Genomic DNA, 18,626 nt, shown 5'->3' with positions numbered 1-18,626 from the left:
CAGTGTCGAGGGGGTGCCGTCCGGGCCGAGGCGGTGGGCCGCCCCGGCCCGGACGATGCGGGTTCCGCTACGGGAGCAGCGGGGAGAGGTCCGGGACCTCGGTGAGGAAGCCGTCCTCGACCGCGAGGTCGGCGAGCAGCTGCACCGTGTTGGAGTCGATCTCCGACGGCCACGACAGCAGGGTGACCGCCTGCTGGGTCGCCTCGTCCATGTTCGTGTAGTCGGCGAGCACGGCGCGCACGGCGTCGGGGTTCTCGGTCGCGTACTCGAAGGACTTCGTGAGCGCGTTCGCGAAGGCCTCGACCACGTCCGGGTTCTCCTCGGCGTAGGTCGCCGAGGTGAAGTACTCCGCGATCATGAGGTTCGGGTCCGTGGCCGCGTAGTTCGAGCCCAGGTTGACCATGTCCTGACCCTTGGCGATGGTGGCGAAGGGCTCCACGACCTGGCCGGCGTCGACGTCGCCCGAGGCGACGGCCGGGACGATGTCCGGGAACGCGAGCTCGACGTACTCGATGGTCGACGGGTCGCCGCCGTCGTCACGCACCATCTTGTTGATGGTCGAGGTGTTGATGTTGTTGAGCGTGTTGACCGCGACCTTCTTGCCCTCGAGGTCCTTGGGGCTCGAGATGCCCGAGTCGGCGAGGGTCATGACGGCGGCCCAGTCGTTCATGAGGTCGCCGGTGGTCGAGCCGCCGGGGGCGACCGCGACGACGCCGAGGTCGTTGGACTCGGCGAGGATGAGCGACGTGACGTTGCTGAAGCCGAACTGGAACTGGCCGCTCACCACGCCGGGCACGATGGCCGCGCCGCCCTGGGCGAGCTCGGTGGTGATGGTGAGGCCCTCCTCCTCGAAGAAGCCCTCCGAGATGCCGAGGTAGAGCGGGGCGACGTCGAGGATGGGGATCACGCCGACGGTGACGTCGACGGTCTCCATCATCGCGCCGCCGGTCTCGGACTCCATGGGCTCCGCCGACTCGCTGCTGCCGGTGCCACCCCCATCCGAGCTGCAGGCGGTGAGCGCGAGGACGCCGACGGCGGCCACGGCTCCGAGCGCGGTCCTCATGCGGACCGACAGGGACTGAACGTGCATGGGGCTCCTCCTTGAGACCCGCGCCCTCGTCCTTGAGGGCGTGGCAGGACCCACGCTAACAGGATTGTCGACAATCTTGTAGCCGATATTGGCAACGTTTCGGTCACGGACCGTGGACGCCGTGCCGGCGGGGCCTCCGGAGCGGCCCGGGAGCGCCACCCGTCGGGCCGTCGCGTCAGGGCGTCGCGATCGCCCGCAACGCCTCGATCACCGAGGCGATGTGGGCACGCATCGCCGCCTCGGCGGCGTCGCCGTCCCGCGCCACCACGGCGTCGATGATCGCCTGGTGCTGCCACACGGACACCTTGGAGCGCCCCGGCTGGTGCGACAGCGCGAACTGGTGGCGGACCATCTGGCCGTGGAGGTGCGCGATGATGCCGTTCGCCTTCTCGTGGCAGGCGATGTCGCGCAGCGTCGAGTGCAGCCGCGCGTTGAGGTCGCTGTACTCCCCCACCTCGCCTGCGGCCACCGCCGCGTGCATCTCCCGGCCGATCGTCGCGAGCGCCTCCGCCTCGGCGTCGCTCGCACGCTCGGCGGCGCGCCGCGCGATGAGCCCCTCGACCACCTGGCGCACCTCGCTGATCTCGACGGCCTCCTCGATGCCGATCTCGCGGATACGCGCGCCGACGTTGCGCTGGCGCTCGACCAGCCCGTCGGCCTCGAGTGCCTGGAGCGCGGCGCGGACGGCGAAGCGGCTCGCATCGAATCGTTCGCACAGCTCGGCTTCGACGAGGCGCTGCCGCGGCGCGAACTCGCCGCGCAGGATGGCGGCCCTCAGGTCCTCGAGCACCCGTGCATCAGCAGCCATGGGACCCTCCTCCCGCAGGCGGTCCGGCGACGCTGCCGGCCCGCGCTATCGACAATATTGTCGACAATACAGGTCGGCGCGGGCGACGCCCGACAGGCCGCGCCGCCCCCTCGAATCCGCTCCGCACGGAACCCGCTCCGACACGCGGCGTCTGCGAGGGACGATGCGCGGATCGCCCCGCGTGTCGCGCGCCGAACCGTGCGGAGCGGACCCGGCACGGCGCGAGGTTCGGGAATAACCCTGGACCATTCCGTGTCCGAATTGTGACAATTGCTGGGATCCGCCGACGGTGCTGAGGCGTCGCACCCCGCCCCCGACGGAAGGCCCCCTCCATGCCAAGGACACGAATCGCGCTGCTTGCCGCCCTCACCCTCACCGCCGTCGCCGGCATCGTCCCGGCGGCGGCGGCCGACACCCTGGCGGCCCTCCACGGTTCCACGCCCTCCACCTCGAGCGGGGTGGGGCCGATCACCGCCGAGAGCGATGCCGCCTTCGCGCTCGACACCCCCGAGGTCGAGGTCACCGCGGCGCCCGAGCCCGAGCCCGAGCACACGTTCGATGTGCGTCTCACGGGCCACCAGGAGGCGCTCGACCTATGCGCCGGATGGGTGTTCGAGGACTTCATGGCGGGCGATGTCGTGTCCTCGCACAACCACTGCGGCGGCGCCGTCGTCCTCGGCCTCGAGGTGGGCGACACCGTGCGTCTCACCGGCTACGCCGCGGGCGAGTACGAGGTGACGCAGCTGCTCACCGTGCCGAAGCACTCGCCTGCCTCGGTGCTCGCCGGCGGGCTGTGGATGCAGACGTGCCTGTGGGACGACCAGCACATGCGCCTCGCGCGCCTCACCGCCGCCTGACCCCCGATCACCCCTCCACGCGGGCGGGCCGCTCCCCCACCGCAGACGCGGGATGTGAACGGCAACACACCTGGCAAGGGCTCGAATCAGAGCCCGCCGCGTGGAGAGGCCAACGGGCCGGGAGGGGTCAGGCCCCCTCGGCCACCGCATCGTCCCGGCGCACGGCGGGCACCAGGGTCGGGTCGTCGAACATCGGCGTGAGGCCGTGCCGCGCCGCCCCCACGAGCCCCGCGCGCCGCCCGAGCCGCCCGGACTCGATCGCGAGCGGCGCGAGACGCTCGGTGCGCGGCGCGAGCTGCATCTGGATGCCGGGCTCGAGCCAGCGGCGCATGCCCGCGAGGTAGCCGCCGAGGACCAGCGCGGTGGGGTTGACCACGTCGTAGACGGAGCGCATCGCGGCGCCGAGGATGTCGCCCGCGCGCAGGGCCACGTCGACGGCCCGCTTCTCGCCGCGGTCGAGGCGCGCGCGGAGCTCGTCCATCGCGGCCTGCCGGCCCGCCATCTGCGCGAGGTCGGTGAGGCGGGCGGACGTGAGGAGCGCCTCGGGCCCGAGGTACGCCGCCAGGCAGCCGTTCGCCCCGCACGCGCACGACCGGCCGCGCCAGTCCACCGTCACGTGCCCGAGCTCGCCGCCGTAGCCGCGGCCTCCCTCGAGGATGCGGCCGTCCGCGATCACGCCGCCGCCGACCCCGGTCGCGGCAGAGCCCTCGACGTAGAGCATGACCGCGGGCCGCGGCATCGGCAGCGCGGCATGCTCGGCGAGCGCGGCGGCGTTCGCGTCGTTCACCACCTCGACCCGCACGGCCGCCGGCACGCCCGCGGCGTGGATGAGGTCGACCAGCCCGAGGTGCCCCCAGCCGAACTCCGCCGTGTCCGCGATCCGGTTGTCGCTGCCCACCGGCCCGGGCATCGTGACGATGCAGGCGAACAGGACCGCGCCGTGCTCGGCGGCGCGCTGCTGGGCGCGTCCGACGAGCTCCGCGATCGCGTGCGCGACGTCGCCGGGCTGACCCCACGCGAGCGTGACGCCGCGCGAGGACGAGTCGAGCAGGTGACCCGCGCTCGAGTGCAGCTCGCCGGTGACGCGCGTGCGCTCGATGCGGACCGCGAGCGCCAGGCAGCGGTCGGGGACGGCCTCGACCATGACCCGCGGACGGCCCCGGCGCCGCACCTCCGAGCCGCCGCCGCGGACGTCGCGCACGAGCCCGCGGTCGTGGAGGTCCGCGACGAGGTTCGTGACGGAAGCGGGCACCATGCCGGTCGCGTGCTCGATGTCCTTGCGGGAGAGCGTGCCGTGGTCGCGCAGGAGCCGCATGACGATGCCGAGGTTGTGCGAGCGCAGCGACGACGGGTCCGCCGCGGCCTCGCCGGGCAGACGCGCGACCGCGTGGGCCGCGACGTCGCGGCCGGCTCCGGGCACCGTTCCCATGGTGAGCAAGGGTACGCGCGCCGCGGCGCGACCCGGGCCGCCGCTACCGGGAGCGTCGCGACGAGCCGGCGGCGACGACGAGCCCGAGCCGTGGCAGCGGCAGGGTCGCATACAGCCGCAGGTGCTCGGCGGCGGGCAGGTCCTCGTCGAGGAAGGCGAGGATCCGCGGCCCGGGGTTGCGCGTGAGCAGCGCCTCGAGGAAGCCGCGCGCGGCGGCGGGGTCGGTGCGCATCGCCCGCAGCAGCGCGGCGTCCTGGGTGCGCGCCCAGCGACGATGCGGCACGGCCCGGCCCGGGTAGCGCCCCGCCGCGAGGGCCGCGGCGATCGCCGCGCTGTGCCGCTGGATCCGGCCGAACGCGTACCCGGTGGACGGCTTGACCATGCCGGCGCGGGCGCCGATCGGCACCACCGGCCCGTCGGGTCGCGCGGGCGGGCGCAGCACCAGCGGGATGGTGCCGCTCTCGTGGGCGACGATGCGGTGCTCGCCCAGGCCCAGCACGTCGCGCACGTAGGCGGCGAGCCGCGCCTCGTGAGCGTCCGCCGCACCGCCGAGCCCCTCGGGTCCCGCGTAGACCGTGCGCTCGACCAGCGCGGTGCGGGCGGAGGTGGGGAGCACGTACGCGAACGCGACGCCGTCCTCCTGGCCCGTCCGGAAGTCCATGAGGGTGACGGCCGCGGGGTCGAACGCGTCGCGCGCCGTCTCGATGCGGATGCCCGCGACGTCGAGCACGGCATCGGGGTCGGGCACCGGCGCGGCCGCGCCCGGCCCGACCGAGTCGAAGACCCAGCGGGCCCGCACCGCTCGCGCGCGCCCGTCGGGGTCCTCGTACGCGACCTGCACCCCCGCATCGTCCACCGCGAGGCCGCGGGCCGTGCCGGACAGGCGCCGGTAGCCGCGGCGCGTCCGGACGATGCGCGCGACCGCCTCCCCCAGCTCGGGACCGGTGACGACGCGGTAGGCGTACGGGCCGAGCCCGAGCCGGCGCGCCCAGCCCTCCCCCGCGACGTCGGCGACCTCGAACGCGCGGGAGGACGCGCGATCGAGCAGCGCGCCGCCGGTGCTCCACCACGCCCACGCGCGGTCCTCGAGCGGCTGCGCGCCGTCGTCGAGGACCAGGACGTCGTCGCCCCAGCCGATCGCCGCCAGGTGTGCCGCGAGCAACAGCCCGGCGGCCCCGCCGCCGACGATGACGGCGTCGACCGTCGCGGTGCCGGGCACCTCAGCCGCCGTGCGCGGGCACGAGGCTGAAGGCGTCCTCGTCCTCCTGCGCGTTGTGGAGGCGCAGCACCGCGTACAGGCCGTAGAGCAGGCGCCGCAGCTCGACGACGTCCTCGGGGCCGGCCGCGTCGGGACCCTCCCCGACCGAGTCGAGGAGGCGTCGCAGGCGCACGACCTGGTGCTCGATCTCGGCGTGGGAGCGGCTGAGCGCCGCGACGGCGTCGTGGCTGCCGAGCGCGCGCGCCACGAGCGGCACGAGCCTCGCCTCATCCTCCCGCTCGTGCGGCAGCAGCTCGGTCTCGAGGGCGTCGAGGAGGTCGCGCGCGGGGGCGAGGTCGGGGGCCGCGCTCGTGAGGCCGTCCGCGACGGACGCCACCCGCTCGACGAGGGGCGCGAGCCCGTCGTGCTGCTCGCGCAGCGACGCGAGCGTCGCGCGGTCGATCTCCGACAGCGCGGGCGCGCGGTCCCGGCCCGGCAGCACGGCGCGCAGCGCGATCGCGATCGCGAGCAGGTCGATGACCTCCTGGAGCGCCGCGCCGAGCGTCGGCGGAAGGTAGCCCAGCGCGGCGGCGACCATCGCGACGAGCGACAGCCCCATGCCGACGGCGACGGACTGCAGCGCGATGCGGCGGGAGCGGCGGGCGACGCGCATGGCGTCCGCGAGCGCCTCGACCCGGTCGACGGTGAGGACCACGTCGGCGGCCTCGGACGATGCGGTGGCGCCGCGGGCGGCGAGCGCGACGCCGACGTCGGCGGCGGCGAGCGCGGGCGCGTCGTTGATGCCGTCGCCGACCATCACCGTGGAGCCGTGCTCCCGCTCGAGCGCGAGCGCGGCGAGCTTGTCCTCGGGGGTGCACTCGGCGAGCACCTCGTCGACCCCGACGACGCGGCCGACCATCTGGGCGACGTCCGCCCGGTCGCCCGTGGCGAGGACGATGCGGCGCACGCCGGCGGCGCGCAGCGCGCGGACCATGCGGGGCGCGTCCGGGCGCACGGGGTCCTGCAGCAGCACCGCGGCCGCGGGCTCGCCGTCGACCTCGACGAGCACGCTCATCGACCCGTCGAGGTCGGCGCGGCGGCGCACCTGGCGGGCCCAGCGGTCGGGCTCGGGCCCGGTGATCCAGGTGGGCCGGCCGACGCGCACCCGGTGCCCCTCGACGGTGCCGGCCACCCCCTGGCCGTGGACCTCCTCGGAGGCCTCGGGCAGCGTGAGGTCGAGGCCGCGCGCGAGGGCCGCCTCGACGATGGGTCCCGCGAGGACGTGCGCGGAGAGCTGGTCGAGCGAGGCCGCGAGGCGCAGGGCCTCGTCCGCGTCGTGGCCGTCGGCAGCGACGAGGTCGCTGACCGCGGGGCGGCCGCGGGTGAGCGTGCCGGTCTTGTCGACCACCATGGCGCGCCCGACGGCGAGGCGCTCGAGCGCTCCGCCGCCCTTGATGACGACGCCGAGCCTGGCCGCGCGCGACAGGCCCGACACGATCGCGATGGGCGCGGCGAGGAGCAGCGGGCAGGGGGTGGCGACCACGAGGACCGCGACGGCCCGGACCGGGTCCCCCGAGGCCCACCACGCGCCTCCGGCGAGCAGCAGGGTGAGCGGCACGAACGCGACCGCCCACCGGTCGGCGGCGCGCACGAACGGGGCGGAGGCGGCCTGCGCCTCCTCGACCAGGCGCACCAGCGCCGCGTACGTCGAGGTGGCGGCCGTGGTGGTGGTGACGATCTCGACCGGGGAGCCCGCGTTGACCACGCCCGAGCGGACGTCCTCGCCCGCCGATCGCTCGACCAGCACCGACTCGCCCGTGAGCGCCGACTCGTCGAACGTCGCGGCGGCGGTGAGGCGCCCGTCCACCGGGACCACCTCGCCGGGGCGCACGAGCAGGTGGTCCCCGACCTCCGCATCGTCCACCGGCACCTCCTCGAGCCCCGCCGGGGTGAGCCGGCGCGCCGTACGGGGCGCGCGCTCGGTGAGGAGGCTGAGCTCGCGGCGGGCGCGCGCGTCGGCGCGGGCCTCGAGCACCTGGCCCGTGGCGAGCATGAGGGTGATGATGGCGCCCGCGAGGGGCTCGCCGACCCACAGGGCTCCCGCGAGCGCGAGCACCGCGATGACGTCGACCGTGGGGCGACGGCGCAGGGCCGCGGCGACGGTCGCGGGGAGGATGTAGAGGAGGCCGAGGACGGTGCCGGCGACCCACAGCGCGGTCGCGGCGTCGGGGGCGGAGGTCCACCAGGCGACGGCGCCGCCGGCCAGCAGGAGGCCCGAGACGACCAGGACGATCGTCTCGAGATGGCGCCGGACCGTCCCGACCATGTGACCACGTTATGCCCGTCGCGGCGCGCGCGGGCGGGGCCTAGGTCACGGCAGCAGGGTGGCGACCGTGTTGTCGAACGGCGATCCCGAGCTCACGCTCCACCGTCGCGCGCGCGCCGGCGCCAGCACGAGGGCGCAGACCTCTCCCGCGTGCACCCCCGGGGCGTGCCGCGCGACCCACGCGGCGACGGGCGCCGCGTCCCTGACGACGCGGGCGCTCCCCTCCGCCGCGAGCCATCCGCCCGCGACGGGGCCCGCGAGGGTGAACTCGGGCCACAGCTCGAGCTCGGCGGCCTTGCGGGACCGTGCCCCGGTGAGCACGACGAGGTCCGCGTCGCCCTCGTCGGCGAACACCCGCACGGGGCGCGTCCGCATCCCGTCCGCCGCGCGCGTGCCGAGGAGCCACACGCCGGGCTCGGCCGCGAGCAGGTCGCGCAGGGCGCGGAGGGGATCCGCGGCCGCCGTCATCCCGGTCCGCCCCACCGCGGGATCGACTCCACGTGGACGTTGAAGAGGTCGAGCGCGCGAGCGACCGAGTGCGTCACGACGTCGTCGATCGACGTCGGGTTGGCGTACATCGCGGGCACCGGCGGGAAGATCACGGCGCCCGCCTCGGTCGCCGCGGCCATGTTGCGCAGGTGGATGAGGTGCAGCGGGCTCTCCCGCGCCATGAGCACCAGCCGCCGGCGCTCCTTGAGCACGACGTCCGCGGCGCGGCTCACCAGCGACGTCGACACGCCCGACGCGATCTCGGCGAGGGTGCGCATCGAGCAGGGCGCGATGAGCATGCCGCGCGTGACGAACGAGCCGGACGAGATCGCGGCGTCGATGTCCCCGGGACGATGCACGTGGTCGGCGAGCGCCTCGATGTCCTCGCGGACGAGGTCGGACTCGTAGCGTCGCGTGACGTGGGCGGCCTTCGACATCACGAGGTGGGTCTCGATGCCGGCCTCGCGGAGCAGCTCGAGCGCGCGGACGCCGTAGGCCGTCCCCGACGCCCCGGTGATGCCGACGATGATCCGGTCCGTCGTCATCGCGCGCTTCCCGCCGGGGCCGCGTCGTCGAGGTAGGGGAAGCTCAGCCCGGGCGCCCACGGCCGCGGGTCGACGTCCATGAACGCCGCGCGGGCGAACTCGTCGCGCATCGCGAACGGCCCCGTCGCGTCGAAGATCGTCTTGGAGGTGACGCCCGGTGCCGGGATCGCGGGATCGTAGGCGGGCTGCTGCGAGGGGTCGAGCACGTGGCCGGCGACGCCGGGCACGACGACGATGTCGGTGCTGCCCTGCATGCGGGTGGTCATCGCCCACATGACGTCGTCGGTGTCGAACACGTCGACGTCCGCGTCGACGAGGATGACGTTCTTGAGCTCGCGGAACGTCGCGAGCGCGACGAGCGCGGCCTGGCGGGCCATGCCGTCGTCGCGCGGCCCGCGCTTGCGCACCTGCATCACCAGGAGCAGCTTGCCGCCCCCGGCGGTGTGGGCGTGGACCTGGGTGACGAAGCCGGGCATCGAGCGCTCGACGGCCTGCAGCACGGAGGCCTCGGTCGGGATGCCGGCGAGCGAGGTGTGCTCCTCCCCGGGCCCGACGAGGGTCTGGAGGATCGGCCGCTCGCGCGTGGTGACGGCGGTGACGCGCATGACGGGCAACGAGGGGTGGGCCGGGCCCGAGTACCCCGGGAACTCGGGCATCGCGCGCCCGGTGCGCGTGTGCTGGTCCTCGGCGACCCGCACGTGGGGCAGCAGCTCCCCCTCGATGACGATCTCGGCGCGCGCGATCGCGCGCTCCGGGACGGTCACGGCGTCCACCAGCTCGACCGGCGCGCCCCGCAGCCCGCCGGCGACCTGGAGCTCGTCGTAGCCGAGCGGGGTGGTGGGGGCCTCGAAGCAGGCGCCGACGACCACGGCGGGGTCGAGGCCCATGTTGATGGTCACCGGCAGCGGCCTGCCCGCGGCCTCGGCCTTCGCGCGGAACACGTCGATGTGGCGGCCCGGCGAGAAGAAGATCGACAGCTCGTCGCGTCCCTGCACGGCGATGCGGTGGATCGTGACGTCGGACACGCCCGTCTCGGGGTCGCTCGCGAGCAGCAGCCCCATGCAGAAGTACGGTGCGGCGTCCGTAGGCGTGTTGGTGGGCGCGGGCAGGAGGCGGCGGATGTCGAAGCCCGGATCGGAGGCGAGGTGGACGCGCTCCTGGGCGGGCGCCTCGTCGACCACGACCGGTGGGAGGGGCCTGTCGAGCGCCTCCACCAGACGGTGGGCGACGGTGGACGGGGTGGCGCCGAGCATCGTCGCGACCCGGCGACGGTCCGCGAGCAGCCCGACCAGGACGCGCGCGTCCTCGTGACCCGCGACGGACGTGAACATCATCGCGGGACCGCGCCGCGTGGGGCGGGCGACGGTGCCGCCGGCGCCGACATGCCGGTACACGCCGGCGAGCTGCCCCGCGGGGTTCACCGGGTGGGACGTCTCGAGGTACGCGGACGGGTCGTGCGCGATGAGCGCGAGCGCGTCGCGCAGATCGCGCGCGGCCGGGGCCGGAGCGGGGCGAGGCATGGTCGTCGGGGAGGGCGCGGCGGGCGGCCTCAGGCCGCCTGCTCCTCGGGCGCGCCGGTGTTGACGAGCTCGAGCATCGTGCGGGTGGTGATCTGCGGGCCCACGAGCTCGGCGACGGGCCGGCCGCGGTAGAAGACCACGACGCGGTCGCACGCCGCCACGACCTCCTCGAGGTCGGTGGAGCACATCAGCACGACGGAGCCGCCGTTGGACGCTCCCCGCAGCAGGCCGTGGATCTCCGCGCGGGCGCCGACGTCGACGCCGCGCGTCGGGTCGTCGAGCAGCAGCACCGAGGGGGCGTTGTCCAGCCACTTGGCCATGACGACCTTCTGCTGGTTGCCGCCGGACAGCGAGCTCACGTCGTCCTCGAGCGAGCCGACCTTGATGCCGACGCGCGCGACGTGGCCGCGCGCCCGCTCGAGCAGCGCGCCCTTGCGCAGGAAGGCGCCGTCGCGGGACATCCCCATGGAGCGGACCTGCACCATGTTCTCCCAGATGGGCTTCTCCAGCATGAGCCCGTAGCGGCGGCGGTCGCCCGAGACGTAGGCGACGCCCGCGGCGACGTGGGCGCGGTGGCCCTTGGGCGCGGGCCTGCCGCCGGGCAGCGTGACCGTGCCCGCGGTGGGCTTGACGATGCCCGCGAGCGCGCGGAGCACGTCGGTCGGGCCGGAGCCCGCGAGGCCCACGAGCCCCACGATCTCGCCGGGCTTCACGGTGAGGTTGACGTCGTGGACGCCCGAGCCGAGCGCGAGACCGTCCACCACGAGGGCGCCCTCCGCCGTGCCCGCCAGCTCGGCGACGTCGGTGCGCGCCACGGTCTCGGTGGCGACCACCTTGTCCCCGATCATGGCCTTGACCAGCGTGGGGACGGAGTGGTTCGCGATGGGGTCCGCGGACAGCGCCATCGCGCCGTCGCGCAGCACGGTGACCTCGTCGCAGACGCTCATGACCTCCTGGAGGATGTGGCTGACGAACACCACGCCGACGTCGCGGCTGCGCAGCACCCTGAGGATGTCGAGCAGCCGGTCGGTCGCCCCGCCCTCGAGCGCCGAGGTCGGCTCGTCGAGGAGGAGCACGCGCGGCTCGGTGACGAGCGCCTTCGCGATCTCGACCAGCTGGCGGTCCGCCAGCGACAGCTCCTGGACGAGGGTGCCCGGCGCCGCGTCGACGCCCAGCTGGTCGAGGATCGGCTCGGCCCGCCGGAGCATCTCGCGCTTGTCGATGAGCAGCCCCTTGCGGGGCTCGCGCATCGGGAACAGGTTGGACAGCAGGGACAGGTGCGGGAACAGGCTGAGCTCCTGCGACACGACCGCCACGCCGTTCTCGGCCGCCTCCGCCGTGTTGGCGAAGGCGACCTCGCGCCCGTCGAGGCGCAGGACTCCGGAGTCGGGCCGGGTGACCCCGGTCATGATCTTGACCAGGGTCGACTTGCCGGCGCCGTTCTCGCCCAGCAGGGCGTGAACCGAGCCGGGACGGACCGCGAGGCCCACCCCGCGGAGCGCGTGCACCCCGCCGTAGCTCTTCCGGATGTCCTGCGCCTCGAACGCGTGCATGAGAGTGGCTGCCCTACCTTGCTAGTTGATGTAGTCCTGGAAGTTGGCGATCTGCTCGTCGCCGACCGGGGTGAGCGCCTCGCGCATCGCGTCGTCGCTCGCCTGGCGCGCGAGCACCTCGTCGATGTTGTCCGCGTTCACGACGAGGCCGCCGGTGTCCCAGGTGCCGACGGGGATCTCGAAGCCGTCCTCGGCGTGCATCGCGAGGATCTTCGTGGCGATGTAGCCCTTGAGCCAGTGCTCGGGCGACACCAGCGCCGCGATGCGGCCGGTCTTCACCTCGTCGAGCGAGCCGGGCTCGAGGTCCATGCCGCCGGCGAGGAGCTCGACGCCGTTGCGGGTCTGGATCAGGCCGAGCGACACCGCGTCCTGGGCCCCGGGGGCCATGTAGGCGAGGGCGTCGGAGTGCTGGCGCCAGATGCCGTCCCATGCGTCGTAGTTCTCCTGCGGCGATCCGGAGGTGCCGTAGGTCGAGATCGGGCCGACGATCGTCACGTTCGGGAACTCCTGCTCCACGACCTCGATCATGCCGTCGACGCGGGCCATGAGCGGGGGCACCGCCGGGCCGTTGGTGCCGATGACGATCTCGCCGCTGGCGTCCGGGTCGAGGTCCTTGAGGACCTCTCGTGCGAGCATGCGGCCCAGCTCGGTGTTGTCGTTCGTGATGAACAGGTCGACGCCGGCATCCGCGGGCGGCGGGGCGTCGATCGCGATGACCGGGGTGCCGCTGCCGGTGGTGTCGAGCACCGGACGGTAGAACGGGTCCGCGGCGAGCGTCTGGAGGACCACGCCGTCGGTCTGCGTCTGCGCCACCGCCTGGAACAGGGGGAGCAGCTTGGACGGGTCGCCCGAGTCGGGAGCGGTGGACTCGAGGGCGATCGCCGGGTCGTTCGCGGCGACGGCCTCGGAGCCCTTGAGCATGAGCTGGAACGCGTAGGTGATGGTGTCCCAGTAGGCGATGCCGAGCTTGATCGAGCCGGGCTCGAGGGTGGACTCGGCGGCCGGCTCGGTGGCGCCGGTCGCGTCGGCCGAGGTGGTGGTCTCCGAGGCGCTCGAGCTGCAGCCGGCGAGGGCTGCGGCGGCGACCGCGGTGGTGGCCGCGAGGACGCCGATGCGGCCGCGCAGACTGGTCGGGATGGACTTCATTGTCACTTCTCTCCTTCGTTGGGAACTGCTGGTGAACAGGGGGACCGAGAACGCCCGCTAGGTCTCGCGACGGCGCTGCTTGCGACGGGCCATGAGGCCGTTGAGCGACACCGCGAGGATGATGATCGCGCCGGTGGCGAACTGGCTCCAGACCGCCGGGATCGAGAAGTAGACGAGGCCCACGCCGACGGTCTTGAGCAGGATCGCGCCGATCGCGGCGCCGAAGATCGTCGCGGTACCGCCGGTGAGCGGGTTGCCGCCGATGACCGCGCCGGCGACGGCGAACAGCTCGAAGCCGCCTCCGGAGGTCGGGTCTCCGCTGGTGAAGAACGCGAGGCCCAGGAGGCCCGCGAGGCCGGCGAGGCCGCCGCTCAGGAGGAACGCGAGCGTCTTGGTGCGGTTGACCGGGATGCCCGCGAAGCGGGCGGCGTCCTCGTTCGAGCCGATCTCGCGCACCCGGTAGCCGAACGGCGTCGACCGCAGCAGCACCGTCAGCGCGGAGATCACGACGATGAGGATCCACACGGACACCGGCAGCCCCAGGATCTTCTCGCCGCCGAGGATGCGGAAGAACGCATCGTCGACCGGCATGCCGATGATCTGCTTGCCCTCGGACAGCGCCGCCGCCAGGCCGCGCAGCACCCACCCCATCGCGAGCGTCGCGATGAGCGAGTTGATGCCGATCCCCTGCACGATGAGCGCGTTGAGCGCTCCGACGGCGACCGCGCATCCGAGGGCGATCGCGGCCGCGACCCACGTGTTCATGCCGCCCTGGATGAGCATCGAGGCGACGATGCCGGTGAGCACGTAGTTGCCCGCCACCGACAGGTCGACCTCGCCCTGCGTCACCAGGAACGCGATGCCCGCGGCCATCAGCGCGATGTACACGGACTGCTGGACCACGTTGATGAGCTGGGTGGAGTTGAGGAACGCCGGGTTCATCAGGCCGATCACCGCGATCAGCAGCGCGAGCGCGGCGAGGGCGCTGAACCAGTCCGCGCCCGTGAGCGCGCGGATGCGGAGCCCGCTGCGCAGCAGGGAGGACAGCGGGTTGCGCGGCCCCCCTTCGGGCGGCGTGGCAGCTGGCGCGTCGACCTTGACGCGTTGACTCATGACGGTGCCTTTCATCGGTGTGTCCTGGAGGTGGGGTGCGAGAGGGCCGAAGGCATCACCTCGCGGAGGAAGTCGACGGCCTCGTGCACGAAGTCGACGGGGTGAGGATGGCCCTCGAAGACGTGGCCGGCTCCCTCGACGGGGCGCAGCCGGACGTCGGCGCCCGCGGCCTCGAGCGCCGCCGCGAGGTGGATGCTCTGGCCGAACGGCACCAGCCGGTCCCGCACGCCGTGGCGGATGAGGACGGGCGGGCACCCGGGGGCGACATGGGTCGCGGGGTCCGCATCGGAGACGGGGCCGTGCGCGTCCTGCACCGGCGCGCCGACCAGCCGCGACTCGGGCGAGTCGGGCGCATCGTGCACCTGCAGCGCGTCCGGCGGCGCCTGGCGGTCCATCGCGGCGAAGTCCGTCGGTCCGTACCAGTCGACGACGGCCGCCACGGACGGCAGCGGGATGCCGGGCGCCTCGTCGGGATGCGTGGCGTCGCCGCGGAGCCCCGCGCACGCGGCGAGGTGACCGCCTGCGGACTCGCCCCACACCGCGATCGCATGCGTGGCGATGCCGAGCTCGTCGGCGCGGGAGCGCAGCCAGCGGACGGCGGCGCGCACGTCGAGCAGCTGCGCGGGCCAGCGCGCCTCGCTCGACAGGCGGTAGTCGATCGTCGCGACGACGAAGCCGGCCCGCGCGAGCGCCGCGAAGAAGTCGGCCTCCTCGAGGAAGGTCGGCAGCAGGCGCCGCGATCCGAGCATGAAGGCGCCGCCGTGGATCCACACGATCGCGGGGAGGCGCCTCCCCTGCTCCGCGAGGCCGCCGTCGGCCCAGGCGTCGGCAGGGGCGTAGAGGTCCAGCTCGAGCGGGCGGTAGCCGGGCCGGCTCGCGTAGACCGCTCCGCTGATGGTCGCGACATCGTCCTCGACCAGGGGCCGCGGCAGGGCGCTCGAGGCGAGCGGCTCGGCCCAGGGCTCGTCGGTGGGGTCGCCTGAAGGTGTACGTCGTTGCACAGGTTCATCTTCGAGCGTGGAAGACGGTCGAGTCAACGCTTTTCGCGCCTATGTTGGCCTATTCAGATAACGAATTGGTCACAGCACGAGCAGATATCGACTTATTTGAATGATTACCGTCTGAATTCGGCCGCTGGCACCGGCCGGTGACCGCTAGGACGCGGGCGCCGGCTCGAGCGCCGCCGCGCGTCGCGCGCCCAGATGGAGGGCCCCGATCACGGTCGCGTCACGCCCCAGCGACGCCACGCACACCTCCGTCGCCGCGGCGATGGTGGGGCGCGCGTACTCGCGCATGGCCCACGTGACGCCCTCCATGAAGGACTCGTGCGCCATCGCCATCGCGCCGCCGATCACCACGACCTCGGGGTTGAGCAGGTTGGCGGTCTGCGCCACGACCGCGCCGAGCTCGCGACCCGCGTCCTCGAGGATCCGGCGGGTCACCATGTCGACGTCGTCGCCCCTGTCGAAGCCCACGATGGCGCCGTGGTGCGTCGCCGCGATCTGGTCCATCACCGAGGTGATCGAGACGGTCGCCTCGAGGCAGCCGCGCTCGCCGCACCTGCACAGCTCCGAGCGGCCGGGGACCTTCGTGTGGCCGATGTCGCCGGCGAGGCCCGACGCCCCCCGGTACGGCTCGCCGTCGAGCACCAGCCCCGCGCCGATGCCGTGCGAGATCTTGAGGAAGATCACATGGTCCTTGCCCCGCGCCGCCCCGCGGGCGGTCTCGCCGACGGCGCCGAGCAGCGCATCGTTCTCCACGTGGGTCGGGATCCCCGTGCGCCGCTCGAGCTCCTCCGCGGGCGACAGGCCGTCCCAGCTCGAGAGCCCCAGGCTCGCGCGGACCCTGCCCGTGCGCGTCTCGATCGGCAGGGCGATCCCGACGGCGCACGTGACGATGTCGTGCACGTCGAACCGCGACGCGAGGGCCGCCACCAGGCGGGCGGCGACGTCCAGCGCGGCGTGCGCGTCGAGGTCGACGTCCATCTCCCTCGTGGCGGTGTCGAGCGGGGTGCCGTTGTCGTCGGCGATCGCGGCCACGATGCGCGTGTGACCGATGTCGAGCGCGGCCACGTGACGCCCGCGCGGCACGGCGCGCAGCACGCGCCCGGGCCTCCCCCTGCCCGAGCCGGGGCCCTTGGACTCCGGCTCCGCCTCGTACACCGTGCCGGAGCGCAGCAGCGCGCCGATGGCGTGGGTGACGGTGCTCGACGGCAGGCCCGTCATCTCGACCAGGTCGCCGCGCGTGACGCCGTCGCCGGACCGGATGGCCGCGAGCAGCGTCGCCCGGGTCCGGTCACGGGCTGGCAGTCGTTCGGCCGCGTCCGTCACGTGGGTCATCCTACGGGGACGGCGCGTGCCGGTCGGAGGCGCGCGCGGCACCGCGTGTCGAGGCACCTGAACTCGGTGCGCCTGACTGGATTCGAACCAGCGACACCCGCTTTAGGAGAGCGGTGCTCTATCCCCTGAGCTACAGGCGCGTGCGTGGGGTACGCGGACAAGGGTACCGGCTGCACGGGAGGCGACCCGCGCATCGTCCCGCCGCACCGGCACCCGCGCCTGCGCTCAGAACACGTCGTGCACGTGCGCGCGGCAGTACGTCTCGTAGATCTGCTCGAGCCGGTCCATGGTCGCCGCGGGCAGCTCCGGGAACTCCGCCGCCGCGGCGTTCGACTGCGCCTGCGACACCTTGGAGGCGCCGGGGATCATCGTCGCGACGCCCACCTGGGCGAGCCAGCCGAGCGCCATCTGCGCCGTCGTCCAGCCCTCGGGGGTCAGCGCGGCGACCTCGCGCGCCGCGGCCACGCCGACCTCGAACGGGATGCCCGAGAACGTCTCCCCGATGTTCATCTTCGAGCCGTCGCGGTTCCACGTGCGGTGGTCCTCGGGCGCGAAGGTGGTGTGCTCGTCGTACTTGCCGGACAGCAGGCCCGAGGCGAGCGGCAGGCGCGCGATGATGCCCACGCCCCTCTCGGCCGCGAGCGGCAGGACCCGCTCAAGCGGCTTGCGGCGGAAGATGTTGACGATGATCTGGATGGTCGCGAGGTCGGGCTGCTCGAGCGCCGCGAGCGCCTCGTCCACCAGCTCCACGGAGACGCCCCAGCGCGCGATGCGCCCCTCCTGCTGCAGGGTGCGCAGGTCGTCGTAGACGCGGCCGTCCGAGTAGACCGGCGTGGGCGGGCAGTGCAGCTGCACGAGGTCGAGCGTGTCGACGCCGAGGTTCTCGCGCGAGCGGTCCGTCCACCGGCGGAAGCTGTCGAGGGTGTACGCCTCGGGCACGTGCGGTTGCGCGCGCCGTCCCATCTTGGTGAAGACGGTGAAGTCGGCGCGGTCCGCGCGGCCGGCGAGGAAGCGGCCGATCGCCTTCTCGGAGCGGCCGTCGCCGTACACGTCCGCGGTGTCGAACAGGCGGGTGCCGGCGTCCGCGGCGGCGTTGAGCACCTCCTGCGCGGTCTCGTCGCCCACGGTGGCCCAGTCGCCACCCAGCTGCCAGGTCCCCAGGCCCACCAGCGAGATCTCACGTCCCAGGTTCGGCACCATCGTCGTCCTCATGGGACCACCGTAGCCCGGTCGCCGGGGGCGGAAGGACGATGCGGCGGCCAGGCCCGGCGACCCGCGCATCGTGCCCCGAGCGCCCCGGGGCGTCCCGGTGGTACCAATCGGGACGATAGCGGCCGCAGTCGTAGCGAGTGGTACCACCAGGACGGGGGAGGTCAGCCACCGCCCGGGGACGCAGCGAGGGCCGCCACCTTGCGGTGACGGCCCTCGCGACGCGGATGCGATCAGGTGACGCGCACGTAGGTGGGGTTCGACTGCCAGATCGCGCGGAACTGGATGGTCGTGCCCGGGGTGGCGGCGTCGATCTGCAGGTTCGGGCCCGCGTAGATCGAGACGTGGCCCGGGGTGACGATGATGTCGCCCGGCTGCGGCGAGGACACGCGGGTGCCCACGGACCAGTACGAGCTCGACGAGCGCGGCAGCGAGATGCCGAGCTGGCCGTAGACGTACGACACGAAGCCCGAGCAGTCGAAGCCCGACGGGGTCGAGCCGCCGGAGACGTAGGGCACGCCCACGTACTTCGACGCCTCGGCGATCACGGCGGAGCCGGAGATCGCGGCCTGGACGTCGGCCGAGGGGGTGGTGGTCTGGACGCTCGACACGGTGGTGGCGTCGCTCGACGTGGTGCTGTCGGAGGTGGTCGACTCGTAGGTCGTGACCTCCTCGACGACGGGCTCCGGCTCGGGCTCCGGCGGCGGCGGCACCTTGACCTTCACCGTGGGGGTGTCGATCGTGTAGGCGTCCTTCTTGGCTGCCGTGCTGACCTCGGGGATGTCCGCGATGTCGTTGCTGTACGCGGTGTAGGCCGAGGCGTCGAGACGGGCACCGGAGTCGGCGGACTCATCGGTGACCAAGGCTGCAGCGGCGGCCCCGGTGAGGGGGACCACCACGAGCGCTGCGCCCGTGGCGGCGGCCACCGCGCGCGTCTTGGCGCGCATGTATCCGTACTTCACTGTGTTTTCGTTCCTTCCGCGCCCCGTGCGCGTCGTTGTTTC

The 18,626-nt window shown here is 73.8% G+C and carries 16 protein-coding genes and 1 tRNA gene; 1 reads left to right on the top strand and 16 read right to left on the bottom strand.

Annotated features, from left to right (window positions below):
• Window positions 1-67 precede the first annotated feature (67 nt).
• Together QQX09_RS06605 and QQX09_RS06600 are read right to left on the bottom strand one after the other, a co-directional pair.
• Window positions 68-1,090, bottom strand: coding sequence for an ABC transporter substrate-binding protein (locus tag QQX09_RS06605; protein ID WP_301132662.1), 1,023 nt, complete (start codon window positions 1,088-1,090; stop codon window positions 68-70).
• 175 nt (window positions 1,091-1,265) lie between these two features.
• Window positions 1,266-1,898, bottom strand: a complete 633-nt coding sequence (locus QQX09_RS06600; protein WP_301132660.1) for a GntR family transcriptional regulator — start codon at window positions 1,896-1,898, stop codon at window positions 1,266-1,268.
• 332 nt (window positions 1,899-2,230) lie between these two features.
• Between QQX09_RS06600 and QQX09_RS06595 the strand changes: the two genes are divergently transcribed.
• Window positions 2,231-2,755, top strand: coding sequence for a hypothetical protein (locus tag QQX09_RS06595; RefSeq protein ID WP_301132658.1), 525 nt, complete (start codon window positions 2,231-2,233; stop codon window positions 2,753-2,755).
• 127 nt (window positions 2,756-2,882) lie between these two features.
• Here the strand turns inward: QQX09_RS06595 and QQX09_RS06590 are convergent, their stop codons facing one another.
• The 14 genes from QQX09_RS06590 to QQX09_RS06525 all read right to left on the bottom strand — a co-directional run bounded on the left by QQX09_RS06590 (window position 2,883) and on the right by QQX09_RS06525 (window position 18,584).
• Window positions 2,883-4,184, bottom strand: coding sequence for an ROK family protein (locus tag QQX09_RS06590; RefSeq protein WP_301132656.1), 1,302 nt, complete (start codon window positions 4,182-4,184; stop codon window positions 2,883-2,885).
• Window positions 4,185-4,227: 43 nt separating this feature from the next.
• The gene (locus QQX09_RS06585) at window positions 4,228-5,403 is read right to left on the bottom strand and encodes a lycopene cyclase family protein (protein ID WP_301132654.1); all 1,176 of its coding nucleotides are present in this window, start codon (window positions 5,401-5,403) and stop codon (window positions 4,228-4,230) included.
• A 1-nt stretch (window position 5,404) separates the two neighbouring features.
• On the bottom strand, window positions 5,405-7,708 hold the full coding sequence (locus QQX09_RS06580; protein ID WP_301132652.1) for a heavy metal translocating P-type ATPase: 2,304 nt from the start codon (window positions 7,706-7,708) through the stop codon (window positions 5,405-5,407).
• Window positions 7,709-7,753: 45 nt separating this feature from the next.
• Window positions 7,754-8,176 carry a pyridoxamine 5'-phosphate oxidase family protein gene (locus tag QQX09_RS06575; protein WP_301132650.1) on the bottom strand — a complete coding sequence of 141 codons (423 nt, stop codon included), beginning with the start codon at window positions 8,174-8,176 and terminating at the stop codon, window positions 7,754-7,756.
• Window positions 8,173-8,742, bottom strand: a complete 570-nt coding sequence (locus QQX09_RS06570; RefSeq protein ID WP_301132645.1) for a UbiX family flavin prenyltransferase — start codon at window positions 8,740-8,742, stop codon at window positions 8,173-8,175. Before QQX09_RS06570 ends, QQX09_RS06575 begins: the two co-directional genes overlap by 4 nt.
• Entirely contained in the window at window positions 8,739-10,262 is a 1,524-nt protein-coding gene (locus QQX09_RS06565) for a UbiD family decarboxylase (protein ID WP_301132641.1), read from the bottom strand. Before QQX09_RS06565 ends, QQX09_RS06570 begins: the two co-directional genes overlap by 4 nt.
• A 29-nt stretch (window positions 10,263-10,291) precedes the next feature.
• Complete coding sequence (locus QQX09_RS06560; protein ID WP_301132632.1) at window positions 10,292-11,815, bottom strand: sugar ABC transporter ATP-binding protein; 1,524 nt, start codon at window positions 11,813-11,815, stop codon at window positions 10,292-10,294.
• 21 nt (window positions 11,816-11,836) lie between these two features.
• Complete coding sequence (locus QQX09_RS06555; RefSeq protein ID WP_301132630.1) at window positions 11,837-12,961, bottom strand: sugar ABC transporter substrate-binding protein; 1,125 nt, start codon at window positions 12,959-12,961, stop codon at window positions 11,837-11,839.
• A 57-nt stretch (window positions 12,962-13,018) separates the two neighbouring features.
• The gene (locus QQX09_RS06550) at window positions 13,019-14,089 is read right to left on the bottom strand and encodes an ABC transporter permease (RefSeq protein WP_301132628.1); all 1,071 of its coding nucleotides are present in this window, start codon (window positions 14,087-14,089) and stop codon (window positions 13,019-13,021) included.
• Window positions 14,086-15,075, bottom strand: coding sequence for an alpha/beta hydrolase (locus QQX09_RS06545; protein ID WP_301132625.1), 990 nt, complete (start codon window positions 15,073-15,075; stop codon window positions 14,086-14,088). The genes QQX09_RS06550 and QQX09_RS06545 overlap by 4 nt, the downstream gene beginning before the upstream one ends.
• Window positions 15,076-15,228: 153 nt before the next feature.
• Window positions 15,229-16,404, bottom strand: a complete 1,176-nt coding sequence (locus QQX09_RS06540) for an ROK family protein (RefSeq protein WP_301132620.1) — start codon at window positions 16,402-16,404, stop codon at window positions 15,229-15,231.
• 76 nt (window positions 16,405-16,480) lie between these two features.
• A tRNA-Arg gene (locus QQX09_RS06535) sits at window positions 16,481-16,553 on the bottom strand.
• A gap of 85 nt (window positions 16,554-16,638) precedes the next feature.
• The gene (locus tag QQX09_RS06530; protein WP_301132615.1) at window positions 16,639-17,625 is read right to left on the bottom strand and encodes an aldo/keto reductase; all 987 of its coding nucleotides are present in this window, start codon (window positions 17,623-17,625) and stop codon (window positions 16,639-16,641) included.
• 230 nt (window positions 17,626-17,855) lie between these two features.
• On the bottom strand, window positions 17,856-18,584 hold the full coding sequence (locus QQX09_RS06525) for a C40 family peptidase (protein ID WP_301132614.1): 729 nt from the start codon (window positions 18,582-18,584) through the stop codon (window positions 17,856-17,858).
• Window positions 18,585-18,626 lie beyond the last annotated feature (42 nt).

This window comes from Demequina litoralis (assembly GCF_030418455.1).
GTDB classification, from domain to species: Bacteria; Actinomycetota; Actinomycetes; order Actinomycetales; family Demequinaceae; genus Demequina; species Demequina litoralis.
Note: the sequence above shows the minus strand (reverse complement) of the source record. Positions and strands in the feature narration are given on the sequence as shown.

Coding starts and splice junctions, on each gene's coding strand:
- QQX09_RS06600 (WP_301132660.1), bottom strand. CDS start 1,898: ATGGCTGCTGATGCACGGGTGCTCGAGGACCTGAGGGCCGCCATCCTG.
- QQX09_RS06565 (WP_301132641.1), bottom strand. CDS start 10,262: ATGCCTCGCCCCGCTCCGGCCCCGGCCGCGCGCGATCTGCGCGACGCG.
- QQX09_RS06575 (WP_301132650.1), bottom strand. CDS start 8,176: ATGACGGCGGCCGCGGATCCCCTCCGCGCCCTGCGCGACCTGCTCGCG.
- QQX09_RS06590 (WP_301132656.1), bottom strand. CDS start 4,184: ATGGGAACGGTGCCCGGAGCCGGCCGCGACGTCGCGGCCCACGCGGTC.
- QQX09_RS06550 (WP_301132628.1), bottom strand. CDS start 14,089: ATGAAAGGCACCGTCATGAGTCAACGCGTCAAGGTCGACGCGCCAGCT.
- QQX09_RS06530 (WP_301132615.1), bottom strand. CDS start 17,625: ATGAGGACGACGATGGTGCCGAACCTGGGACGTGAGATCTCGCTGGTG.
- QQX09_RS06560 (WP_301132632.1), bottom strand. CDS start 11,815: ATGCACGCGTTCGAGGCGCAGGACATCCGGAAGAGCTACGGCGGGGTG.
- QQX09_RS06580 (WP_301132652.1), bottom strand. CDS start 7,708: ATGGTCGGGACGGTCCGGCGCCATCTCGAGACGATCGTCCTGGTCGTC.
- QQX09_RS06595 (WP_301132658.1), top strand. CDS start 2,231: ATGCCAAGGACACGAATCGCGCTGCTTGCCGCCCTCACCCTCACCGCC.
- QQX09_RS06570 (WP_301132645.1), bottom strand. CDS start 8,742: ATGACGACGGACCGGATCATCGTCGGCATCACCGGGGCGTCGGGGACG.
- QQX09_RS06605 (WP_301132662.1), bottom strand. CDS start 1,090: ATGCACGTTCAGTCCCTGTCGGTCCGCATGAGGACCGCGCTCGGAGCC.
- QQX09_RS06555 (WP_301132630.1), bottom strand. CDS start 12,961: ATGAAGTCCATCCCGACCAGTCTGCGCGGCCGCATCGGCGTCCTCGCG.